Below are 21,377 nucleotides of genomic sequence, written 5' to 3' on the forward strand. Positions count from 1 at the left end.
GGGTGATTGGGTCGCAGCCGGAACAAGAAGAGTCCCTCTCGCATGAGGTCAGATGTCGGTCTTGAGGTGCGGTGCCATGTACGCGGTGTTCGTGCCCGCGTCCCTGAAGCCCCTCTGCGTTGCTGCGCGCGCCTTCTCGTCGATGCTGTCATCCAGCAGGTCGGTGCGGTCGTGGGCCTTGGCCGCGAGTTCGGCAGCCCGCTCGGTGTACGCCGAGTTCGTTTCGAGGCCGCTCTCCCATTTCTCCCCCATGACGGCTCCGGCGTCATCCTGCGCATGGCCCTTCGCGTTCTGGAACAATTCCTCGAGGATCATGCTGCTGACAGTGCTGGCCGCCCCGCCGGCCACGGCACCGCCGACTGGACTCGCGATGAACGTGACACCGACGCCGATACCTGTTCCGATGCCGCCGGAGATGGCGTTTTTCCACTGTGAGACGGATTCGTCGTATGCGTCGTCGGATTCCTTGGCGGGACCGGCGACTGCTTCTTGACGTCCGATGGCGAGGGTCCCCGAAATCTCGCCCGAACCATGGGCAAGTTGCTCGATGGCGAACTGTGTGTCCTTGGAGTACCGTTCGCCCGCCGCCAGATTCGGGTTCATGTGGTAGTCCATCAGGTTTGCCATATAGGCCTTGTTCCCTACCTCGACGGCCGCGTAGCCCTCAGGGTTCTGCCCGACGGATACGAGGAGTGCCGTCACGTCCCGATGATTGAGTGAGGCGGCGGCTCCGGCCGCGGGGAACAGCCTGTTCGTGTCTTCATCGGCGTCGTCCGTCATCGCCCGATTGATGTCCGGGAGATACTCCGACGTGATCTGACCGATGCTGTCGGACATATAGCTGTGATCGGTGAGGCGTCCGGTGTCCTCTGAGATCGAAGCCACGATGTTCTCGAACAGCTTCGCCTGCCCCGCATTGTGCGCAGGCGTGTCCACCGTGGGCTGTTCCCCGGCCGGATGCCCCGTAGTGGCCGCCTCCAGTGCCGCGGCCAGGTAGTTCCGCCCGGCGATGCTGTCCTCGCCCTTGTCGTCCTGGTCCTGGGGCCAGTCGCGCTCTTCGAAGAGGTAGTCGAAGTTGCTCAGGGTCCGCCGGCCCTGCTTGCCGTCGCCGTCGGTGTCGTGGGTGAAGTCGTGGTCCTCGTCCTTGGTGACGAAGGCGTCGTTGAAGAACTCCGTGGCCGCGTCGGGGCTGTTGGAGAGGGCCTTGAGGTAACCCGTCATCGGGTCCCAGCCCGAGTCGGTGCCGGTGCGGTTGAGGAGTGGGTCGCCGCCCGTGCGCTGCCAGGCGCCGTGACGGCCGTTGCCCGTGAACTTCTTCTCCGTCTCGATCAGCTTGTCGCCGTAGTCGACGAGGAACCGGTCGTCGTAGTCGCCCCACCGCATGAGGTTGGACATGACCTGGCCGCCGAGCGGGAAGCCGCCGCTGCGGCCGACCGGCTTGTCGACGAGGTCGATCATGTTCGACTTCCACGTCGTCATGGCGGCGTTGTCGCTCTGCGTGGCCGTGGCGAGCGTGAGGCTCAGGTTCTTCTGGAGGTCGTCGTACTGGTCGACCCGCGCCTGTCCGACCTTCCAGGCGCTGTGCGGGTCGTTGAGGCCGGTCCAGAGGTCCAGGGTCCCCCGCGCTCCCAGGCGGTCGGCGAAGCGTTCCGCGAACAGTTCGTCGCCGGCGTGGTCCTTGAGGCCCTTGTCGAGCCGGTCGAACTCCTCGGGTGACAGGTCCTCGGGTTTCTGTTTCGCCAGGTCCGCCAGTTCCTCGGCGTCCTTGAGCGCCTTGGCCGCGGAGTCCCGGTCGGAGTAGTCGACGTCCGAGAAACCCAGCCTGCTCCGGTCGGCGATGGCCGTAAGGACGCTGCCGGCCGTGGTGTCGCTCTCGGTGGCCTTGTCCAGGATGCCCTGGATCTCGTCGCGCAGCGCGGTGATGTCGCCCTTGTTGTCCCGGTCTTCCTGGGAGCGGCCCTCCGGCGGGACGTTCGTGGTGACGGTGAAGCCGCCCTCGTAGCCGATCACCGTGAGGTTCTTCCGCCGACCCCGTTCGATGGCGTCGGTCAGCTGCCCCTTGTAGAGCTTCAGTTCGTCGCGGGTGTCCGCGAGGATCTTGTGGATGGACGATGCCTGGCTGTGCGCGTCGGCGAACTCACCGGCGGTCTTGCCGATGAACTCCCTGGACACGGTGGCGTTGTACCCCGCCCAGTTGGCCTTGTTCGCGGCGACGTGCAGGCCCTTCTCGGCGGAGTCCATCAGCGTTTCCAGGTCGCCGACCATCGTCGACCAGTCGCCGACGGCGTCGTCGAGCAGAGTGAAGTCGGCTGTGCGCAGGGCGTCGAGGTCCATCAGTCCTTCTTGCCCTTCTCGTCGTCCTTCTCGCCGTACACCGGGTTCGGTTCGCCCGGTTCACCGACGCGCTCGTCGAACCCCGCGTCCAACAGGTCGATGCTGCTCATCTGACGGCGGATGTAGTGGTCGTCGTCTGCGTGCAGTTTCTTCGTGACGGTCATGTGGTTCGAGATGTGCGCGCACGCGTCCCGGAGGGACCCCAGCTGCTCGTCCCAGCGGAGCGCGACATGCCGGAGCGCGCTGCCCAGGGCGAAGCCGCCCCCGGTGAGCTTGCCGGCGGCGCTCTCGCTGGTGGGAACCGCTCGACGTCCCTTGTCCCAGAGGTCGTTGTACAGGTCGAACGCATGGCTGCCGATGTTCGCCAGGTCGCTCTGGCCCGCCCTCAGCTCGCCGTACTGACCGGGATCCGGCGCGGGGCGCACCGGGCCGCTGCCGGGGTCCAGCTGGTTCAGCTGCATGTGGGGCGTGCCGCCCGCGGCAGCCTCCGCCTTCAGCTGTTCCCATTCTTCCCACGCCATGCGTGTACACCTTTCGTGGTGGTTCCCGACGGGACACGGGCGGCCCGTGGCGGTACCGGCCTCGTCTCACATCTCAGCGGCCAGCGAGAACGTCCAGACGGCCAGACCCACCATGAACGCCGCGCACAGGAAGGCCGCGACCCGCTGCGACCGGTACGCCGAGTCCGACGGCTCGTTCGCCGCCGGGTCCCGGAACCGCTTCGCCTGGAAGCGCCACCACAGCGCCCGCTGGTCGGCCGAGCCGAGCCCGGCCATCACCAGAGCCAACAGGAGCAGGAAAACCCCCACACCGGCCATCGGTACGTCCCTCCCGACGTCGGGCACGACACCCCGGTCGTGTCCGGTACGTCAACCCGGCTCTCCGTCAGGGCACTTCATTCGGTCTCGTCCGGCACCAGCCCCACCTGAACCAACGGCTTCCCCCGCCGCCGGGACACGAAGATCCCCCGGCCCGCGGGCATCGGACGCGGCCGCACCCCGCCGAGGAGGTCGCCCTCTCCGGGGTCGCCGGCCAGCACCACGCCCTGGGCGCCGAGTTCCTTGATGCGCTGCATGAACGCCTCGTACGAGGCACGGCCGGCGCCGGCCGTCGAGCGGGCGACGATGAAGCGGACGCCGACGTCCCGGGCGAAGGGGAGCAGCTCCGTCAGCCCCGCCAGCGGGTTGCCGCTGGACGTGGCGACGAGGTCGTAGTCGTCGATGACGACGAACACGGTCGGTCCGCGCCACCAGCTGCGGTCCCGGAGCTGCTGTGCCGTCACGTCGGCCGTCGGGGAGCGGCGCTTCATCAGGTCGGCCAGCGCGGACATGTGGTGGTCCATGGCGTTGGACATGGGGATGTACTCGGCCAGGTGCGAGGACGGCGTCGCGTCCAGCAGGGAGCGCCGGTTGTCGACCACGAAGAACTTGCACTCGTCGCCCGCGTACCGCTGCGAGAGCTGTTTGATCAGCAGGCGCAGCAGGTTCGACTTGCCCGACTCGCTCTCGCCGAAGACGAGGAAGAAGGGGTCCTGCTCGAAGTCGAGGTACACCGGTTCGAGGTTGTCCTCGTCGAGGGCGAAGGCGACCCCGCGCCGCGGGAACCGGTCGCCGGCGGGCAGCTGCCCGGCCGGGAACTCGCGCGGCAGCAGCCGTACGTCCGGAGCGCCGGGCGCCTCCCAGTGGCGGGACACCTCGGCGGACAGCGCCTGGGTCGCGTCGGCGAGGTCGGTGTCGGAGGCGAGGCCGTCGATGCGCGGCACCGCCGCCATGAAGTGCAGTTTCTGCGGGGACAGACCCCGGCCGGGAACGCCCGTCGGGACGTTCGCGGCGGCCTTGCGGTCCAGTTCGGAGTCCATCGTGTCGCCGAGCCGCAGCTCCAGGCGGTTCATCAGGTGGTCCTTGAGGGCGGCCCTGACCTCCATCGAGCGGGAGGCGGTCAGGACCAGGTGGATGCCGTAGCCGAGACCGCGCGCGGCGATCTCGTGGATCACCTGGTCGAGCGCCTCGTAGTCGGAGCGGAAGTTGCCCCAGCCGTCGATGACGAGGAAGACGTCGCCCCACGGCTGGTCGGTGACCGAGATCTCGCCCCTGGCCCGCCGGTTGCGGAAGTCGGCGATCGAGGGGATGCCCGCGGAGCGGAAGTACTCCTCGCGGCGGATCAGCACGCCGTACACCTCGGCCACCGTGCGCCGCACCCGCTCCGGGTCCAGCCGCGAGGCCACCCCGCCCACGTGCGGCAGCCCGGCCAGCGAGGCCATGCCGCCGCCGCCGAAGTCGAGGCCGTAGAACTGGACCTCGTGCGGTGTGTGGGTGAGGGCGAAGGAACAGATCAGCGAGCGCAGCAGCGTCGACTTGCCGGACTGCGGGCCGCCGAGGATCTGCATGTGGCCCGCGGCGCCGGAGAAGTCCACCCAGAGGGCGTCACGGCGCTGCTCGAACGGCTTGTCCACCAGACCGACCGGGACGACGAGGCGGCCCGCACCCTCGTAGCCGGGCTGGGTGAGCCCGCGGTCCGGTACGGCGGTGAGGCCCGGCAGCAGCGCGTCGAGCGAGGGCGGGCTGTCCAGCGGCGGCAGCCACACCTGGTGCGCTGCCGGGCCCTGTGCCTCCAGGCGGCGCACGATGACGTCGAGGACGGTGTCGGCGAGGGCCTCGTCGACCTCGGGACCGTCCCCGGAGGGGCGCTGCTGGGGCACGGGCGCGTACCGCACCGGCACCTCGGCCGCGGTGAACAGCACCGGCTGCCGGTCCACCGGCAGCTGACCTCCGCCCAGCGCCGCCCGCTGCGGGCCGGAGCGGTAGACGCCGGAGACGTACGCCGCCTTGAACCGCAGCATCTCGTCCGTGCCGAACTTCAGGAAGCCGGAACCCGGCACGTTGGGCAGCGAGTACGCGTCGGGCACGCCCAGCGCCGCCCTCGACTCGGCCGCCGAGAAGGTGCGCAGACCGATGCGGTACGACAGATATGTCTCCAGGCCGCGCAGCCGGCCCTCCTCCAGGCGCTGCGAGGCCAGCAGCAGGTGCACGCCGAGCGAACGGCCGATGCGGCCGATCTGCACGAACATTTCGATGAAGTCCGGCTTGGCGGTGAGCAGTTCGCTGAACTCGTCGATCACCAGGACGAGGGAGGGGATCGGCTGGAGCGGGGCGCCGGCCGCGCGCGCCTTCTCGTAGTCGTGGATGTTGGCGTAGTTGCCCGCGTCGCGCAGCATCTCCTGGCGGCGGTTCAGCTCGCCGCGGATGGAGTCGCCCATGCGGTCGACCAGCGTCAGGTCGTCCGCCAGGTTGGTGATCACGGCCGCGACGTGCGGCATCTGCGCCATGCCCGCGAAGGTCGCGCCGCCCTTGAAGTCGGCGAGGACGAAGTTCAGGGTCTCCGAGGAGTGGGTGACGGCGAGGCCCAGCACCAGGGTGCGCAGCAGTTCGGACTTGCCGGAGCCGGTGGCGCCGACGCACAGACCGTGCGGGCCCATGCCCTCCTGCGCCGCCTCCTTGAGGTCCAGCATCACCGGACGGCCGTCCTCGCCGACGCCGATCGGCACCCGCAGCCGCTCGGCCAGCGAACGCGGCCGCCAGGTGCGCTTCGGGTCGACGGACGCCGCGTCACCGAGGTTCAGCAGATCGGTGAACTCCAGGTTGGCCAGCAGCGGTTCGTCGTCGTCACCGCCGGAGGCCATCCGCAGCGGAGCCAACTGCCGGGCGAGCACCTCGGCGGACTCGTACGACAGCGCGTCGGGCGTGCCCTCGTAGACCGCCCCGTCCGCCGACTCCAGGTGCAGCACCCCGGGTTCCACGACGATGGACAACTCGCCTCCGGGGCCGGTCAGTTCGCCGGGGACGACCTCGAGGACCGTGACGCCCTGGAGCCCCTCGGGGTTGGCCAGGAACGAGTCGGGCGGCAGCGAGACGCCGTCGAGGACGACGACGACGTGCGGCTCCTCCGGCAGCGGGGCCGCGTCCGGGTGGAACCGCGGCCGGCCGCTGAGCCGGGAGGCGATCAGGTTCTCCAGTTCGCGCGTGTCACCGCCGATCAGCCTGCGGCTGCCCGCGCCGTCCACCGTGCCCGGAGCCTGCACGTGCGGCAGCCACTTGGCCCACTCCCAGTGCGCGAGTTCGTCCCGGCCCGCCGCGACCACCAGGACGAGGTCCTCGGGCGAGTGCAGCGCGGCCAGCGAACCGGCCATGGCGCGGGCGGAGGACCGTACCGACTGCGGATCGCCGCTGACCGTGACGTGGTAGAAGGCGCGCAGCGACACCGCCATCGGCAGGGCGTCCAGGGTGCTGTGGACGGCGAGGAAGCGCTGGAACGCGCCCGCGGTCAGCGGCTCCAACTGCTCCACGGGGCCGGTCTCGGGGCTGACGAGCGGGGTGGCCAGAGACTGGGCGCCGAGACCGACGCGGACCTGGGCGAAGTCCTCGTCGCCGGGACGCCGTTCCCACACCCGGCTGCCCTCGGCGACCAGGGCCCACAGCTGCTCGGGGGAGGGGTGCAGGTAGTACTGGGCGTCCCGCTGCGCCTTCGCGGTGGCGATCGTCGTCAGCCGGGTCTGCGCCAGATAGCTCAGGTAGTCGCGACGCAGGTCCGCCAACTGCCCCTGCGTGCCACGGCGGAAACGGACCACCATCGCGATGGACATCGCCACCGTCGAGGCGATCATGACCATGCCCATGATGCGCATGAACGGCTGGCCGCTCGTGAAGAAGAAGACGACCGAACCGCCCATGCCCAGGGTGGGCAGCAGTTGCATCAGCACGCTCTCCTGATGCCCCCGCGGCAGCTCGGGCGGGGGCTGCACGGCGATCTCGCCCGTGGGCACCTCGGACGGCAGGGCCCGGGGAGGGCGCTTCACGACGATGTGGCTCACTGCTCACCAATTCCCTTGCCGGCCCCGGGTAAGTACCGTCCGCCACCCCGTGTCAGGCGGACGCAGGCCGCCGCGTGATCCTACTGACTTCCCGTGCGACGAGGGGGCGGTAGGGTGCCGGATGTTCGCGTGAGCACATGCGAGTCGGTCCGGTTGAGCCGGGACATTCCGTGAGAACGGGAACGGTTCGACGCTCTCCGGCCGCCCGACGGCGTCCGTTTCGCCGCCCGGTCGGACCCACCGGTCCCACGCGGCACGGCACGGTCCAGAAATTTTCACACCGCCGACGCGGAACCATCACTGAGGGGGAGCAGCAGGTGAGCATCACGGCCTCCGCGGCAGCCACTGGAGGAGGGCAGGGGTCGGGCGCCGCCTCCGGGACGGGCCTCGGCTTCTGCCGGGTCACGATCGTCGCGCCCGACAGCCGGATCGACGTGGCGCTGCCCGACGACATCCCGGTCGTCGACCTCTACCCGGAGATCCTCCGGCTCTCCCGGCAGAGCCCCGCCGAGGGCGCCCCGGTCGGCTACCACCTCGTACGCCGGGACGGCACCGTCCTCGACGGCTCCCGCTCGTTCGCCGCGCAGCACATCCTCGACGGCGAACTCCTCACGCTGCGCCCCTTCTCGGAGTCGCTGCCGCCCGCCGTCTTCGACGACGTCTCCGAGGCGGTCGCCGCGGCCGTGACCCGCGAACACGCCCTGTGGGGCGGCGACCTGACCCGGGCCGCGGGCCTGGTCGGGGGAGGCGTCCTGCCGGTCCTGCTCGCCTTCGTGGCCTGGACGGGCGACCCGCGCCACGACATGCACTCCCTGCCCGGCATCCTCGCCGCGGTCGTCGGCGTCCTGCTGGTCGCCCTCGCCTGCGTCCGCGCCCGCGTCTACGACGACCGGCCCTCGGCCGTCGCCCTCGGGCTCGGCGCGCTGCCCAACGTCGGCGTGGCCGGCTCGGGGCTCCTCCCGCTCGCCGACGGCCAGGGCATCGGCAAACTCCAGTTCCTCCTGGCCTGCGCGGCGGTGCTGCTGGCCGCGGTGCTCCTCACCCTGTGCTCGCCGGGCGGGGACGGCCCGTTCGTCGCCTTCGTCGTGGCGTCCGGCGCCGGCCTCGCGGCGGTGTTCGCGGCGATCCTCGCGCACTGGACGCCGTCCGAGACCGCCGCCCTGTGCGCGCCCGTCGCCGTGGGCGCCCTCGCCTTCCTGCCCGGTCTCTCCATGCGCTTCGCCCGGCTGCCGATCGGCTTCGACACCCCCGACACCCGGCGCAGCGCGTACGGCGCCGATCCCGCTCCCCAGGAGCCGGTCGACGTCGAGCGGATCACCGCCCAGGCCCGCCGCGGCCACGAACTGCTCGTCGGGCTGGTCGGCGGCTGCGCCCTGATCGCGGTCGGCGCCTGCTCGGTCCTCGGCTTCTCCGACGACATCTGGGCCCAACTGCTCGCCCTGGCCGTGGGCATCGCCCTGCTGATGCGCGCCCACCTCTTCCGTTACACCGCGCAGGTCGCCCCCGTCCTCGCCGCCGGCCTCGCCTCCCTCGTGCTGCTCGGCCTCGGGCTGGCGCTCAACCCGCCCGTGTCGGTGTTCCGCGACGCCCTGGCGGGCGACCGCACCGACCTGGACGTGCGGACGATCTGGCTGGTCGCCGCGATCGCGGCGGCGTCCGCGCTCGTCACCGCGATCGGCCTGATCGGCTCGCGCGGCGGTCTCACGCCGTTCTGGGGACGGTTCACGGAGATCGCCGAAGGCTTCGTCCTGCTGACCCTGGTGCCCCTGGCGCTGGCCGTCTTCGACGTCTACGCCGCCGCCCGGGCGATGACGAGCTGACCGGCCGGCAGCCGGCCGGCCGCCGCCCCGCCGGGGCGCCGCAGGGCGGTGGGGCGTCACAAGGCGGCGCAGGCTAGGAGCGTCGAGGCCGGCCGGCCCCTCGCCGTACGCGTGAGCGACGACCGCATCGCGCCCGGCGAGCCGGTCGCGCCGGACCCGGAGACCGGCCGCGAGACGCCCTACTTCTCCTTCGGGCTGCCGGCCGAGGCCGAGCCGACGACGATGGTCACGCCGACGCCGACGCCGACGAGCGACCACAACCACGTCGTCGTCCGGAGCGGCCGCCCCTTCTCCGGCGTCAAGAAGGCCGAGAGCCCCGCCGCCGGCCGGCCGAAGCGGACCTGCCCGGTCCTCGGCCGCCGGAGCGCGGCGGCGGGGAGGTGACGGCGCGGACGCGAGCCGCCTACTGCGCCGCCCGTCCGCCGTTGTGCGGGGCCGGCTCCAGGTCGAACTCGCCGTCCCGCGCACCCAGCACGAAGGCACGCCACTCCGCCTCCGTGTAGCGCAGCACGGTGCCGGGGTCGAGCGACGACCGCATCGCCACGGCACCGGCGGGGAGGTGGGCGATCTCCACCCGCTCCTCGTGCTCCTCCGTGCCGGGCGCGCTGTGCCACTCGACGCCGGAGATGTCGAGGGCGTACAGCTCGTCCCTCTCCCGCTCCTTGCGCGCCTTGGTCTCCTCTGCCGTCTCCGTCATGTCGCAGCGACCCCTTCCCGACGTACGGACGAACAACGTTGCTTCCGTCAAAGAACGATCCGAGCGCCACCCTAGTGGCCGCCCCGGCGTCTCCTCAGGGGTTCGCGGACCGCGGCCGGGGCGCCCGCCACCTCCTGGTACGCTGATGGACGGCCGTTTGTGTACGCACCCCCGGATCGCCCTCAGGAGACCCTGCCCCGGCAGACCCCGATGGTCCTGGAGGCCGCGCCCAGCGGATCCCCGCCTCCCGAGTAACGGAAGCTCCCCCGAGACACAGACCGGGGGCACTCGGTGGCCCACCACAGACTACGAGGAGTACGCGTGTCGCTCGACGCCGCTACGAAGAAGCAGATCATCGCCGAGTTCGGCCAGAAGGAGGGCGACACCGGCTCCCCCGAGGTCCAGGTCGCCATGCTCTCCCGTCGGATCTCCGACCTGACCGAGCACCTCAAGACCCACAAGCACGACCACCACTCCCGCCGTGGTCTGCTCATCCTGGTCGGTCAGCGCCGCCGGCTGCTGCAGTACCTGGCCAAGAAGGACATCCAGCGCTTCCGCGCCCTGGTCGACCGCCTCGGCATCCGCCGCGGTGCGGCCGGCGCCAAGTAAGACGCCGTGAAGGGAGCGGTTCCCGTCGTCATGCGGGGACCGCTCCCTTTGCCGTACGTAAGCAAACGTGCGGAGTGTCACCCACGCTTTGTAGTGTGGTAGCAGAACGCAACACGCACGAGACAGACGAGGAGAGGCGCACGTAGCCGCCGCCGGTCCTCGGTAGTGGCCCCCGGGGGGAAGCGAACCCCGGGTGCTTCGATCGAAGACCGGCCCGCACCGTACGGAGCGCCTCTCCGCCACCGTCCCCCTGCCACACGGGCAGCCCAGGGGACGAAGACGAGGAGAAAACGCTAGTGGAGAACGAGACCCACTACGCCGAAGCCGTCATCGACAACGGCACCTTCGGCACCCGCACCATCCGCTTCGAGACGGGCCGTCTGGCCCGCCAGGCCGCCGGCTCGGCCGTGGCCTACCTGGACGACGACACCATGGTGCTGTCGGCCACCTCCGCCTCCAAGAACCCCAAGGACCAGCTCGACTTCTTCCCCCTCACGGTGGACGTCGAGGAGCGGATGTACGCCGCCGGCAAGATCCCCGGCAGCTTCTTCCGCCGTGAGGGCCGCCCCTCCGAGGACGCCGTCCTCACCTGCCGCCTGATCGACCGCCCGCTGCGCCCGTCCTTCAAGAAGGGCCTGCGCAACGAGATCCAGGTCGTCGCCACGATCATGGCCCTCAACCCCGACCACCTGTACGACGTCGTGGCGATCAACGCCGCGTCCGCGTCCACGCAGCTGGCCGGCCTGCCCTTCTCCGGCCCGATCGGCGGCGTCCGCGTCGCGCTGATCCGCGGCCAGTGGGTCGCGTTCCCGACGCACACCGAGCTGGAGGACGCCGTCTTCGACATGGTCGTCGCCGGCCGTGTCCTGGAGGACGGCGACGTCGCGATCATGATGGTCGAGGCCGAGGCCACCGAGAAGACCATCAAGCTCGTCGAGGGCGGCGCCGAGGCGCCGACCGAGGAGGTCGTCGCCGCCGGTCTGGACGCCGCGAAGCCCTTCATCAAGGTGCTCTGCCGGGCCCAGGCCGACCTCGCCGCCAAGGCCGCCAAGCCGACCGGCGAGTTCCCGATCTTCCTCGACTACCAGGACGACGTCCTGGAGGCGCTGTCCGCCGCCGTCCGCCCGGAGCTCTCCGCCGCGCTGACCATCGCGGGCAAGCAGGAGCGCGAGGCCGAGCTGGACCGCGTCAAGGCGCTCGCCGCCGAGAAGCTCCTGCCGGAGTTCGAGGGGCGCGAGAAGGAGATCTCCGCCGCGTACCGCTCGCTCACCAAGCAGCTGGTCCGCGAGCGCGTGATCAAGGAGAAGAAGCGCATCGACGGCCGCGGCGTCACGGACATCCGTACGCTCGCCGCCGAGGTCGAGGCCATCCCGCGCGTGCACGGCTCCGCGCTGTTCGAGCGTGGCGAGACCCAGATCCTGGGCGTCACCACCCTCAACATGCTCCGCATGGAGCAGCAGCTGGACACCCTCTCCCCGGTGACCCGCAAGCGCTACATGCACAACTACAACTTCCCGCCGTACTCCGTCGGCGAGACCGGCCGCGTCGGCTCCCCGAAGCGCCGCGAGATCGGCCACGGCGCCCTCGCCGAGCGCGCCATCGTGCCGGTGCTGCCGACGCGCGAGGAGTTCCCCTACGCGATCCGCCAGGTGTCCGAGGCCCTCGGCTCCAACGGCTCGACGTCCATGGGCTCCGTCTGCGCCTCCACCATGTCGCTGCTGAACGCCGGTGTGCCCCTGAAGGCCCCCGTCGCCGGTATCGCCATGGGCCTGATCTCGCAGGAGATCAACGGCGAGACGCACTACGTCGCCCTCACCGACATCCTCGGTGCGGAGGACGCCTTCGGCGACATGGACTTCAAGGTCGCCGGCACCAAGGAGTTCGTCACCGCCCTCCAGCTCGACACCAAGCTGGACGGCATCCCCGCCTCCGTCCTGGCCGCCGCCCTCAAGCAGGCCCGTGACGCCCGCCTCCACATCCTCGACGTGATGATGGAAGCGATCGACACGCCGGACGAGATGTCCCCCAACGCCCCGCGGATCATCACCGTCAAGATCCCCGTGGACAAGATCGGTGAGGTCATCGGCCCCAAGGGCAAGATGATCAACCAGATCCAGGAGGACACCGGCGCCGACATCACGATCGAGGACGACGGCACCATCTACATCGGCGCCGTCGACGGCCCGTCCGCCGAGGCCGCCCGTGCCACGATCAACGGCATCGCCAACCCGACGATGCCCGAGGTCGGCGAGCGCTACCTGGGCACGGTCGTGAAGACGACCACCTTCGGCGCGTTCGTGTCGCTGCTGCCCGGCAAGGACGGACTGCTGCACATCTCGCAGATCCGCAAGCTCGCCGGCGGCAAGCGCGTGGAGAACGTCGAGGACGTCCTCGGCGTGGGCTCCAAGGTCCAGGTCGAGATCGCCGAGATCGACTCCCGCGGCAAGCTCTCCCTCATCCCCGTGATCGAGGGCGAAGCGTCCGACGACGACAAGAAGGACGACGCCGAGCAGTGACGTCCCGTAGCCCCAAGGTGACGGCCCGCCCCTCTTCGGAGGCGCGGGCCGTCGCCCGTACCCAAACCCTCATCAAGGGCGAGAACGGCATCGGCACGGTCCGCAAGACCACCCTCCCGGGCGGCCTGCGCATCGTCACCGAGACCCTCCCCTCGGTCCGCTCCGCGACCTTCGGCATCTGGGCACACGTCGGCTCCCGCGACGAGACCCCCGCGCTGAACGGCGCCACCCACTACCTCGAGCACCTGCTCTTCAAGGGCACCCGGCGCAGGTCCGCGCTGGACATCTCCTCCGCCCTCGACGCGGTCGGCGGCGAGATGAACGCCTTCACGGCGAAGGAGTACACGTGCTACTACGCGCGCGTGCTCGACACCGACCTGCCGCTCGCCATCGACGTCGTCAGCGACATGCTGACCGGCTCCCTGATCCGGGAGGAGGACGTCAATGTCGAGCGCGGCGCGATCCTCGAGGAGATCGCGATGACGGAGGACGACCCGGGCGACTGCGTGCACGACCTGTTCGCGCACACGATGTTCGGCGACAACGCCCTCGGCCGCCCCGTCCTCGGCACGGTCGACACCGTCAACGCCCTCACCGCGGACCGCATCCGCCGCTTCTACAAGAAGCACTACGACCCCACCCACCTGGTGGTCGCCGCCGCGGGCAACATCGACCACAACAAGGTCGTACGGCAGGTCCGCGCCGCCTTCGAGAAGGCCGGCGCGCTCAAGGAGAGCGACGCCACCCCCATCGCCCCGCGCGACGGCCGGCGCACCATCCGCACCGCGGGCCGCGTCGAACTCCTCGGCCGCAAGACCGAACAGGCGCACGTCGTCCTCGGCATGCCCGGCCTGCCCCGCACCGACGAGCGCCGCTGGGCCCTCGGCGTGCTGAACACCGCTCTCGGCGGCGGCATGTCCTCACGCCTGTTCCAGGAGGTCCGCGAGAAGCGCGGCCTGGCCTACAGCGTCTACTCCTACACCTCCGGCTTCGCCGACTGCGGACTGTTCGGCGTGTACGCCGGCTGCCGGCCCAGCCAGGTGCACGACGTGCTGAAGATCTGCCGCGACGAACTCGACACCGTCGCCGAGCACGGCCTCTCCGACGAGGAGATCGGCCGCGCCATCGGCCAGCTGCGCGGCTCCACGGTCCTCGGCCTGGAGGACACCGGCGCGCTCATGAACCGCATCGGCAAGAGCGAGCTGTGCTGGGGCGAGCAGATGTCCGTCGACGACATGCTGACCCGGATCGAGGCCGTGACCCCGGACGAGGTCCGCGAGGTGGCCCGCGACATCCTGGGACAGCGCCCGTCGCTGTCGGTCATCGGCCCCCTCAAGGACAAGCAGGCGTCCCGACTGCACGAGGCCGTCGCCTAGGGTCTGTCCCACGGATCATGCCGGACCCCGCGTCTCCGGCGTGATCCGCCGGACAGGCCCCAACCCCTCCCGTAAGGAAGCAACAGATGAGCAAGCTGCGCGTGGCGGTCCTCGGCGCCAAGGGCCGCATCGGCGCCGAAGCGGTCCGGGCGGTCGAGGCTGCCGAGGACATGGAGCTGGTGGCCGCCCTCGGCCGGGGCGACGAGCTGGAGACGCTGGCCGGGACCGGCGTCCAGGTCGCGGTGGAACTGACCACCCCGGCCTCGGTCATGGACAACCTCGACTACTGCGTACGGCACGGCATCCACGCCGTCGTCGGCACCACCGGCTGGACCGGGGAACGCCTCGCGCAGCTGACCGGCTGGCTGGAGCGGTCCCCGGGGACGGGCGTGCTCATCGCGCCGAACTTCTCCATCGGGGCCGTGCTGACCATGAAGTTCGCGCAGATCGCGGCGCCGTACTTCGAGTCGGTCGAGGTCGTCGAGCTGCACCACCCGAACAAGGTGGACGCCCCCTCCGGCACCGCAACGCGCACCGCCCAGCTCATCGCCGAGGCCCGCCGCGCCGCCGGCTGCGCCCCCGCGCCGGACGCCACGGCGACGGCCCTGGAGGGGGCCCGCGGCGCGGACGTCGACGGCGTCCCCGTCCACGCCGTCCGCCTGCGCGGCCTGCTGGCCCACCAGGAGGTCCTGCTGGGCGGCGAGGGCGAGACCCTCACCATCCGCCACGACTCCCTGCACCACAGCAGCTTCATGCCGGGCATCCTGCTGGGCGCCCGCCGCGTGGTGACGACTCCGGGTCTGACCTTCGGCCTGGAACACTTCCTGGACCTGAACTGAGCCCCTGACTGCCATGCGCGCGAAGCTCTCCTACGCCCTCACGGCCGCCGTCCTGGTCTTCTACTTCGTCCTGGCCGGCAGCCGCGGCGTCATGCTCATCCGGTCCGGCACGCTCCTCACCGTCACCTTCGGCGTGGCGGTACTGATCCTGCCGGTCATCGGCGTCTGGTTCCTGTGGAAGAACACCCAGTTCGTCCGCCGGGCCAACCAGCTCGCCGCCGAACTCGACGCCGAGGGCGGCCTGCCCGTCGACGAGCTGAAGCGCACCCCCAGCGGCCGCGTCGACCGCGACTCGGCCGACGCGGTGTTCGCCCGGCGCAAGGCCGAGACGGAAGCGGCTCCCGACGACTGGCGCACCTGGTTCCGCCTCGCCGTCGCCTACCACGACGCCCGGGACACCCCGCGCGCCCGCAAGGCCATGCAGCACGCCATCAGCCTGCACAGCACCACACGGCACCCGGCCTCGTCCTGAGGCCACGCATGAGGAGGCCCGGTCCGCACACACCCGGACCGGGCCTCCTCACGCGTGCCCTCAAGGCCGGCGGTACTCGTCCGCCCACGCCTCGACGGAGTCCGCGGCCCGGTCGAACGCCTCCGGCCGCGCCATGAAGTCGGCCCCGTGCGAGGTGAGCAGCGGTACGGCGCCCTCCGCGGCCCGGTCCCGCCGTACGAGGGTCAGCGCCTGGCCCTGCACGGTGCGGGGCAGACCCATCCAGCGCACGGGCTGCTGCACGGTCCGCACGGCCACGACGCGGTTCCACGTCACCGTCCGCGTGGCGAGGAAGTTCACCTGGCGCACCCCGCGCGCACTCACCCACACCCCCATCCGCAGCAGCCGCAGCGCGCCGCCGATCACCAGCAGTGACACACCGAAGACGACCCCGGCCTCGGACACCGAGCCGGTCAACGCGATGATCACCGCCGCGAACAGCACGTACGAGGCGAGCAGCAGGCACAGCGCGGCCGCCGCGACCCGCCACGGGCCGGGCCGGTAGGGGCGCCGCCAGTGCTCACGGTCGTCGAAGGGCAGCGCAACCTCGTCCGCTGCCTCGAATGCGCGGTCGGCCGTCAGGAAGGGCAGGGGCACGGCTGGTCCTCACTCGTCCATACGTGGGCTGTGCCGGTGAGGCTATCCGGCTGTGTCCCCGCTCACCACCTTCGGGGGTCCGGATGGGGTCAGCGGTCCCGGGAGGCCTGTGGCTGCTGGTCGGTGACGGAATGATCCGCGGACAGCGCCGGCATCCCGATGACCAGCGAGCCCACCAGGGCGGCCACGATGGTGAGCCCCAGCAGCCAGCGCCCGGCCAGCTGCCCGAAGGAGGACCGCTCCGGGGGCGGGGGAGTGACATTGCTACGGAACCTGTCGGCCTCGGCGAGGAAGGCGAAGGGTACGGGCTCGCGCCGGCGGAACATGGCGGTTACTTCCTCCTGCTGGACATCACGTGACGTCGTCACCGGTACAGACGAGCGAGTGCCCGAAAACGTGCCCCATATCGGCAGACGTCACTCAGGAAGCCCGTGGCACGCCCGTGACCGTCGGGCGCGGCGGGCCCCGTAAAGTTGGCGCCGCTAAAGACGCGATGGGAAGGACCCCCGAACCGTGACCACCACCCCCGACGACGAGTCCGGCATCAACCTCCGCAGCGACGTCACCGTCGAACTGGTCAAGCACACCGCGTCCGACGCCGACGTCCTGTTCGCCGCCCGCGTCTCGACCGTCGGAGAGCAGTCCCTGGGCGAGCTGGGCAAAGACCCCGAGCGCTCCAAGGGCCTGATCAACTACCTGATGCGGGACCGCCACGGCAGCCCCTTCGAGCACAACTCGATGACCTTCTTCGTCAGCGCGCCGATCTTCGTCTTTCGTGAGTTCATGCGGCACCGAGTCGGATGGTGCCTGCCGGGTGATGCCATGATCCGTGTCGGCACCAGCAAGAACGGCAAGGCCAAACGCATCGCCGACATCTATCGGGACTGGAAGATCGGTGTGCCCGATTCCATGGGGCGTACGCGCAGGCTGAAGTCCTGCCAGAACCTCCTGGCCGACACCATCGACCTGGAGACGGGGCTGGCGGAGAAGGCGCGCATGGTCGACGTCTTCGAGTCCGGCGTGAAGCCGATCCTCAAGGTGTCGACCACGAACGGCAAGGCTCTGCGGTGCACCGCTGACCACCGGGTGTGGACACCTGACGGCTGGGTCCGCGCCGGCGACCTGCGTGTCGGCGACCGGGTCGGGCGGCTGGGCCGCGTGGGGGTCGGCGAGCGGGTGGGCATCCCGAAGCGCCTGCGTGAGGGGATCCAGATCTGGACCACGGAGCAGCGAGCCGTCCTCGTCGCGCCCGTGGACCTCTGCTACATCTGCGACGAGAAGTTCGAGGCCGGGGACCTGGAACTGGATCACGTCATCCCGGTGGACGCCGACCTGGCCAAGGCACTCGACGTCTCCAACCTGCGACCGGCCTGCAAGTCCTGTCACCAGCGGAAGACCAACGGCGAAGGAGTGCCGATCGGGGTGCGCCGCCGCGCCCTCCAGAACGGTGTGCGTTGGGAGGGTGTCCTCTCCGTCGTCCCCGACGGAGAGGAGATGACCTACGACATCTCCATGCCGCCACCGCACCACAACTTCATTGCGGACGGTTTTGTCGTACACAATTCGTACAATGAGGAGTCTGGACGCTACCGCGAGCTCCAGCCGGTCTTCTACGTACCCGGCGAGGACCGCAAGCTCGTCCAGCAGGGCCGCCCCGGCAAGTACGAGTTCGTCCACGGCAGCCCTGAACAGTACAAAGCCGTCACCGATGCCATGGAGGAGTCCTACCGGCAGTCGTACGCGGCGTACCAGGAGATGCTGGCGGCCGGCGTTGCCCGCGAGGTCGCCCGCGCCACCCTTCCGGTCGGCCTGTTCTCCTCGATGTACGCCACCTGCAACGCCCGCTCCCTGATGCACTTCCTCGGCCTGCGCACCCAGCACGAACTGGCCAAGGTCCCGTCCTTCCCGCAGCGGGAGATCGAGATGGTCGGCGAGAAGATGGAGTCCGAGTGGGCGAAGCTCATGCCCCTCACCTACGCGGCCTTCAACGCCAACGGCAGGGTCGCCCCGTAAGTCGCCCCGCAACGGAGACGTATGTACGGATCATCCGTGCGAAGTGTCCGTATTGCGGCATTTGGAGAAGTTCATCTAGCCTGATCAAACGGACCCGGCACTGCTTGAACCCCCGAGCAGGCAGTGCCGGGCTCCGCATTTGTCACCACTTGTCGTCCGCCCCGAGGGCAGACCCCGCCCCGAGCAACGAGTAGCGTGTTCCCCATGGCTCCGACCTCCACTCCGCAGACCCCCTTCGGGCGGGTCCTCACCGCCATGGTCACGCCCTTCACGGCGGACGGCGCACTCGACCTCGACGGCGCACAGCGGCTCGCCACCCACCTGGTGGACGCAGGCAACGACGGCCTGATCGTCAACGGCACCACCGGTGAGTCGCCCACCACCAGTGACGCGGAGAAATCGGACCTGGTACGAGCCGTCCTGGAGGCCGTCGGAGACCGTGCCCACGTCGTGGCCGGAGTCGGCACCAACGACACCCACCACAGCATCGAGCTGGCGCGCGCGGCGCAGCGGACCGGCGCACACGGCCTGCTCGTCGTGACGCCCTACTACAACAAGCCCCCGCAGGAGGGCCTCCACCGGCACTTCACGGCCGTCGCCGACGCCACCGAGCTGCCGGTCATGCTCTACGACATTCCCGGCCGCAGCGGAGTTCCGATCAGCACCGAGACGCTGGTCCGCCTGGCCGAGCACCCCCGGATCGTCGCCAACAAGGACGCCAAGGGCGACCTCGGCCGCGCGAGCTGGGCCATCGCCCGCTCGCGCCTGGCCTGGTACTCCGGCGACGACATGCTGAACCTGCCGCTGCTCTCCGTGGGCGCGGTGGGCTTCGTCTCCGTCGTCGGTCACGTCGTCACCCCGGACCTGCGCGCCCTCGTGGACGCGTTCACCTCGGGTGACGTCCAGAAGGCCACGGAGATCCACCAGAAGCTGCTCCCGGTCTACACGGGCATGTTCCGCACCCAGGGCGTCATGACCACGAAGGCCGCACTCACCCTCCAGGGACTGCCCGCCGGCCCGCTGCGGCCGCCCATGGTGGAACTCACCGCGGAAGAGACCGCCCAGCTCAAGATCGATCTTGCCGCCGGCGGGGTACAGCTCTGACACCAGACTTCACAACTGAATACGGCAGGCCACCGGTGCCTGCGCACATCGACAGCTGCTTCTGCACGAACGTCACGCGCGCCACGTGCCCGACCGGTACGTGGCGCGTGTGTTTGAGGAGAGTCTTTTGAGTCATCCGCACCCCGAACTGGGCCCGCCCCCGCCGCTCCCCGAGGGAGGCCTGCGGGTCACCCCGCTCGGCGGCCTCGGCGAGATCGGCCGCAACATGACGGTCTTCGAGTACGGCGGTCGCCTGCTGATCGTCGACTGCGGAGTGCTCTTCCCCGAGGAGGAGCAGCCGGGAATCGACCTGATCCTGCCGGACTTCACGTCCATCCGGGACCGCCTCGACGACATCGAGGGCATCGTCCTCACCCATGGCCACGAGGACCACATCGGCGGCGTCCCCTACCTCCTCCGGGAGAAGCCGGACATCCCGCTGATCGGCTCCAAGCTGACCCTCGCCCTGATCGAGGCCAAGCTCCAGGAGCACCGCATCCGCCCGTACACCCTTGAGGTGGCGGAGGGGAACCGCGAACGCATCGGTCCGTTCGACTGCGAGTTCGTCGCGGTCAACCACTCCATCCCGGACGCTCTCGCGGTCGCCATCCGTACCCCGGCCGGCATGGCGGTCCACACGGGCGACTTCAAGATGGACCAGCTCCCGCTGGACAACCGCCTCACGGACCTCCACGCGTTCGCCCGGCTCAGCGAGGAAGGCATCGACCTCCTCCTCTCCGACTCGACGAACGCGGAGGTCCCGGGATTCGTCCCGCCCGAGCGCGACATCTCCAACGTCCTGCGCACGGTCTTCGCGAACGCCGGCAAGCGGATCATCGTGGCGAGCTTCGCCAGCCACGTCCACCGCATCCAGCAGATCCTGGACGCGGCCCACGAATACGGCCGCAGGGTCGCCTTCGTCGGCCGATCGATGGTCCGCAACATGGGCATCGCCCGCGATCTGGGCTACCTGAAGGTCCCGCCGGGCCTGGTGGTGGACGTCCGTACCCTGGACGACCTTCCGGATCACGAGGTGGTCCTGGTCTGCACGGGCTCGCAGGGCGAACCGATGGCCGCCCTGTCCCGCATGGCCAACCGCGACCACCAGATCCGCATCGTCGACGGCGACACCGTGATCCTGGCGTCGTCGCTCATCCCCGGCAACGAGAACGCGGTCTACCGCGTGATCAACGGCCTGACCCGCTGGGGTGCCAACGTCGTCCACAAGGGCAACGCCAAGGTGCACGTCTCGGGTCACGCGTCCGCGGGCGAGCTGTTGTACTTCTACAACATCTGCCGGCCGAAGAACCTGATGCCGGTCCACGGCGAATGGCGTCACCTGCGCGCCAACGCCGAGCTGGGCGCCCTCACCGGCGTCCCGCACGACCGCATCGTCATCGCCGAGGACGGCATCGCCGTCGACCTCGTCCAGGGCAAGGCCAGGATCTCCGGCAAGGTCCAGGCGGGTTACGTGTACGTCGACGGCCTCTCGGTCGGCGATGTGGGCGAGCCGGCGCTGAAGGACCGGAAGATCCTGGGAGACGAGGGCATCATCTCGGTCTTCCTGGTCGTGGACTCCTCGACGGGCAAGATCACCGCGGGTCCGCACATCCAGGCCCGCGGGTCCGGTATCGACGATTCCGCCTTCGGAGCCGTCGTACCGAAGATCAACGAGGTCCTGGAACGTTCGGCCCAGGACGGGGTCGTCGAGCCCCACCAGTTGCAGCAACTCATCCGCCGCACCCTGGGCAAGTGGGTCTCCGACACCTACCGGCGCAGGCCGATGATCCTCCCGGTCGTCGTGGAGGTCTGACGGACTGACGACTCCTCACAGGCGTCAACCTGGGGCGGGGCACCTCGATTTGCATCGGGGCGCCCCGCTCCAGTACGTTTACGGCTCCGCCTGAACGGGAAGCCCCCGACGCCTCGTGCGTCGGACTGGTCACCGGGAGGGGCCGGAAAAACCGACTCAGAACTTCTGATAAAGTCGGAACCGCCGGAAAGGAAACCGCGAAACAAAAGCGGGAGCCTGGAAAGCACCGAGGAAATCGGACCGGGAAACGGTCTGATAGAGTCGGAAACGCAAGACCGAAGGGAAGCGCCCGGAGGAAAGCC

At 70.0% G+C, this 21,377-nt stretch carries 17 protein-coding genes; 10 read left to right on the plus strand and 7 right to left on the minus strand.

The features are described from left to right. Positions 1 to 48 precede the first annotated feature (48 nt). The 4 genes from ACIP5W_RS34280 to eccCa all read right to left on the minus strand — a co-directional run bounded on the left by ACIP5W_RS34280 (position 49) and on the right by eccCa (position 7,201). Complete coding sequence (locus tag ACIP5W_RS34280) at positions 49 to 2,334, minus strand: DUF6571 family protein (RefSeq protein ID WP_401481737.1); 2,286 nt, start codon at positions 2,332 to 2,334, stop codon at positions 49 to 51. Continuing rightward, positions 2,334 to 2,855, minus strand: a complete 522-nt coding sequence (locus ACIP5W_RS34285) for a hypothetical protein (RefSeq protein WP_401481739.1) — start codon at positions 2,853 to 2,855, stop codon at positions 2,334 to 2,336. The genes ACIP5W_RS34280 and ACIP5W_RS34285 overlap by 1 nt, the downstream gene beginning before the upstream one ends. Positions 2,856 to 2,921: 66 nt before the next feature. Continuing rightward, the gene (locus tag ACIP5W_RS34290) at positions 2,922 to 3,152 is read right to left on the minus strand and encodes a hypothetical protein (protein ID WP_401481741.1); all 231 of its coding nucleotides are present in this window, start codon (positions 3,150 to 3,152) and stop codon (positions 2,922 to 2,924) included. Positions 3,153 to 3,229: 77 nt separating this feature from the next. After that, positions 3,230 to 7,201 (minus strand): type VII secretion protein EccCa, encoded by a 3,972-nt coding sequence (gene eccCa / locus ACIP5W_RS34295; protein ID WP_401481743.1) that lies wholly within the window; start codon positions 7,199 to 7,201, stop codon positions 3,230 to 3,232. 317 nt (positions 7,202 to 7,518) lie between these two features. Here eccCa and eccD point away from each other — a divergent pair, with 317 nt between their 5' ends. Further along, positions 7,519 to 9,021 (plus strand): type VII secretion integral membrane protein EccD, encoded by a 1,503-nt coding sequence (gene eccD, locus ACIP5W_RS34300; protein ID WP_401481745.1) that lies wholly within the window; start codon positions 7,519 to 7,521, stop codon positions 9,019 to 9,021. A 111-nt stretch (positions 9,022 to 9,132) separates the two neighbouring features. Beyond that, the gene (locus ACIP5W_RS34305) at positions 9,133 to 9,405 is read left to right on the plus strand and encodes a hypothetical protein (protein ID WP_401481747.1); all 273 of its coding nucleotides are present in this window, start codon (positions 9,133 to 9,135) and stop codon (positions 9,403 to 9,405) included. A gap of 19 nt (positions 9,406 to 9,424) precedes the next feature. Here ACIP5W_RS34305 and ACIP5W_RS34310 read toward each other — a convergent pair whose 3' ends face one another. Then, entirely contained in the window at positions 9,425 to 9,718 is a 294-nt protein-coding gene (locus ACIP5W_RS34310; protein ID WP_401481749.1) for a DUF397 domain-containing protein, read from the minus strand. A gap of 321 nt (positions 9,719 to 10,039) precedes the next feature. Here ACIP5W_RS34310 and rpsO point away from each other — a divergent pair, with 321 nt between their 5' ends. The 5 genes from rpsO (at position 10,040) to ACIP5W_RS34335 (ending at position 15,530) form a co-directional block, all read left to right on the plus strand. Continuing rightward, the gene (gene rpsO / locus ACIP5W_RS34315; RefSeq protein ID WP_055632174.1) at positions 10,040 to 10,327 is read left to right on the plus strand and encodes a 30S ribosomal protein S15; all 288 of its coding nucleotides are present in this window, start codon (positions 10,040 to 10,042) and stop codon (positions 10,325 to 10,327) included. 296 nt (positions 10,328 to 10,623) lie between these two features. After that, entirely contained in the window at positions 10,624 to 12,843 is a 2,220-nt protein-coding gene (locus tag ACIP5W_RS34320; protein WP_401481751.1) for a polyribonucleotide nucleotidyltransferase, read from the plus strand. Further along, complete coding sequence (locus tag ACIP5W_RS34325; protein ID WP_401481753.1) at positions 12,840 to 14,219, plus strand: M16 family metallopeptidase; 1,380 nt, start codon at positions 12,840 to 12,842, stop codon at positions 14,217 to 14,219. Before ACIP5W_RS34320 ends, ACIP5W_RS34325 begins: the two co-directional genes overlap by 4 nt. 86 nt (positions 14,220 to 14,305) lie before the next feature. Then, entirely contained in the window at positions 14,306 to 15,058 is a 753-nt protein-coding gene (gene dapB / locus ACIP5W_RS34330) for a 4-hydroxy-tetrahydrodipicolinate reductase (protein ID WP_401481755.1), read from the plus strand. Positions 15,059 to 15,071: 13 nt separating this feature from the next. Further along, complete coding sequence (locus tag ACIP5W_RS34335) at positions 15,072 to 15,530, plus strand: hypothetical protein (RefSeq protein WP_401481757.1); 459 nt, start codon at positions 15,072 to 15,074, stop codon at positions 15,528 to 15,530. A 60-nt stretch (positions 15,531 to 15,590) separates the two neighbouring features. On the opposite strand, the gene ACIP5W_RS34340 is transcribed toward ACIP5W_RS34335, so the two are convergent. After that, entirely contained in the window at positions 15,591 to 16,145 is a 555-nt protein-coding gene (locus tag ACIP5W_RS34340; RefSeq protein ID WP_401481759.1) for a hypothetical protein, read from the minus strand. Between the two features lie 89 nt (positions 16,146 to 16,234). Continuing rightward, entirely contained in the window at positions 16,235 to 16,471 is a 237-nt protein-coding gene (locus ACIP5W_RS34345; protein ID WP_401481767.1) for a hypothetical protein, read from the minus strand. 187 nt (positions 16,472 to 16,658) lie between these two features. On the opposite strand from ACIP5W_RS34345, the gene thyX reads away from it, so the two are divergent. The 3 genes from thyX to ACIP5W_RS34360 all read left to right on the plus strand — a co-directional run bounded on the left by thyX (position 16,659) and on the right by ACIP5W_RS34360 (position 21,075). Continuing rightward, positions 16,659 to 18,158 carry an FAD-dependent thymidylate synthase gene (gene thyX, locus ACIP5W_RS34350; protein ID WP_401481761.1) on the plus strand — a complete coding sequence of 500 codons (1,500 nt, stop codon included), beginning with the start codon at positions 16,659 to 16,661 and terminating at the stop codon, positions 18,156 to 18,158. A gap of 204 nt (positions 18,159 to 18,362) precedes the next feature. Beyond that, on the plus strand, positions 18,363 to 19,262 hold the full coding sequence (gene dapA, locus ACIP5W_RS34355; RefSeq protein ID WP_401481763.1) for a 4-hydroxy-tetrahydrodipicolinate synthase: 900 nt from the start codon (positions 18,363 to 18,365) through the stop codon (positions 19,260 to 19,262). A gap of 127 nt (positions 19,263 to 19,389) precedes the next feature. Continuing rightward, positions 19,390 to 21,075 (plus strand): ribonuclease J, encoded by a 1,686-nt coding sequence (locus tag ACIP5W_RS34360; RefSeq protein ID WP_401481765.1) that lies wholly within the window; start codon positions 19,390 to 19,392, stop codon positions 21,073 to 21,075. The last annotated feature ends 302 nt before the right edge of the window (positions 21,076 to 21,377 follow it).

The sequence above is a fragment of the Streptomyces sp. NPDC088766 genome (genome assembly GCF_044750845.1).
Classification (GTDB): Bacteria; Actinomycetota; Actinomycetes; order Streptomycetales; family Streptomycetaceae; genus Streptomyces.

Bases quoted from the DNA above. Each gene is read 5' to 3' on its own strand.
- ACIP5W_RS34280 (WP_401481737.1), bottom strand. From the start codon at position 2,334: ATGGACCTCGACGCCCTGCGCACAGCCGACTTCACTCTGCTCGACGAC.
- ACIP5W_RS34285 (WP_401481739.1), bottom strand. From the start codon at position 2,855: ATGGCGTGGGAAGAATGGGAACAGCTGAAGGCGGAGGCTGCCGCGGGC.
- ACIP5W_RS34290 (WP_401481741.1), bottom strand. From the start codon at position 3,152: ATGGCCGGTGTGGGGGTTTTCCTGCTCCTGTTGGCTCTGGTGATGGCC.
- ACIP5W_RS34310 (WP_401481749.1), bottom strand. From the start codon at position 9,718: ATGACGGAGACGGCAGAGGAGACCAAGGCGCGCAAGGAGCGGGAGAGG.
- dapB (WP_401481755.1), top strand. From the start codon at position 14,306: ATGAGCAAGCTGCGCGTGGCGGTCCTCGGCGCCAAGGGCCGCATCGGC.
- ACIP5W_RS34335 (WP_401481757.1), top strand. From the start codon at position 15,072: ATGCGCGCGAAGCTCTCCTACGCCCTCACGGCCGCCGTCCTGGTCTTC.
- ACIP5W_RS34345 (WP_401481767.1), bottom strand. From the start codon at position 16,471: ATGTTCCGCCGGCGCGAGCCCGTACCCTTCGCCTTCCTCGCCGAGGCC.
- dapA (WP_401481763.1), top strand. From the start codon at position 18,363: ATGGCTCCGACCTCCACTCCGCAGACCCCCTTCGGGCGGGTCCTCACC.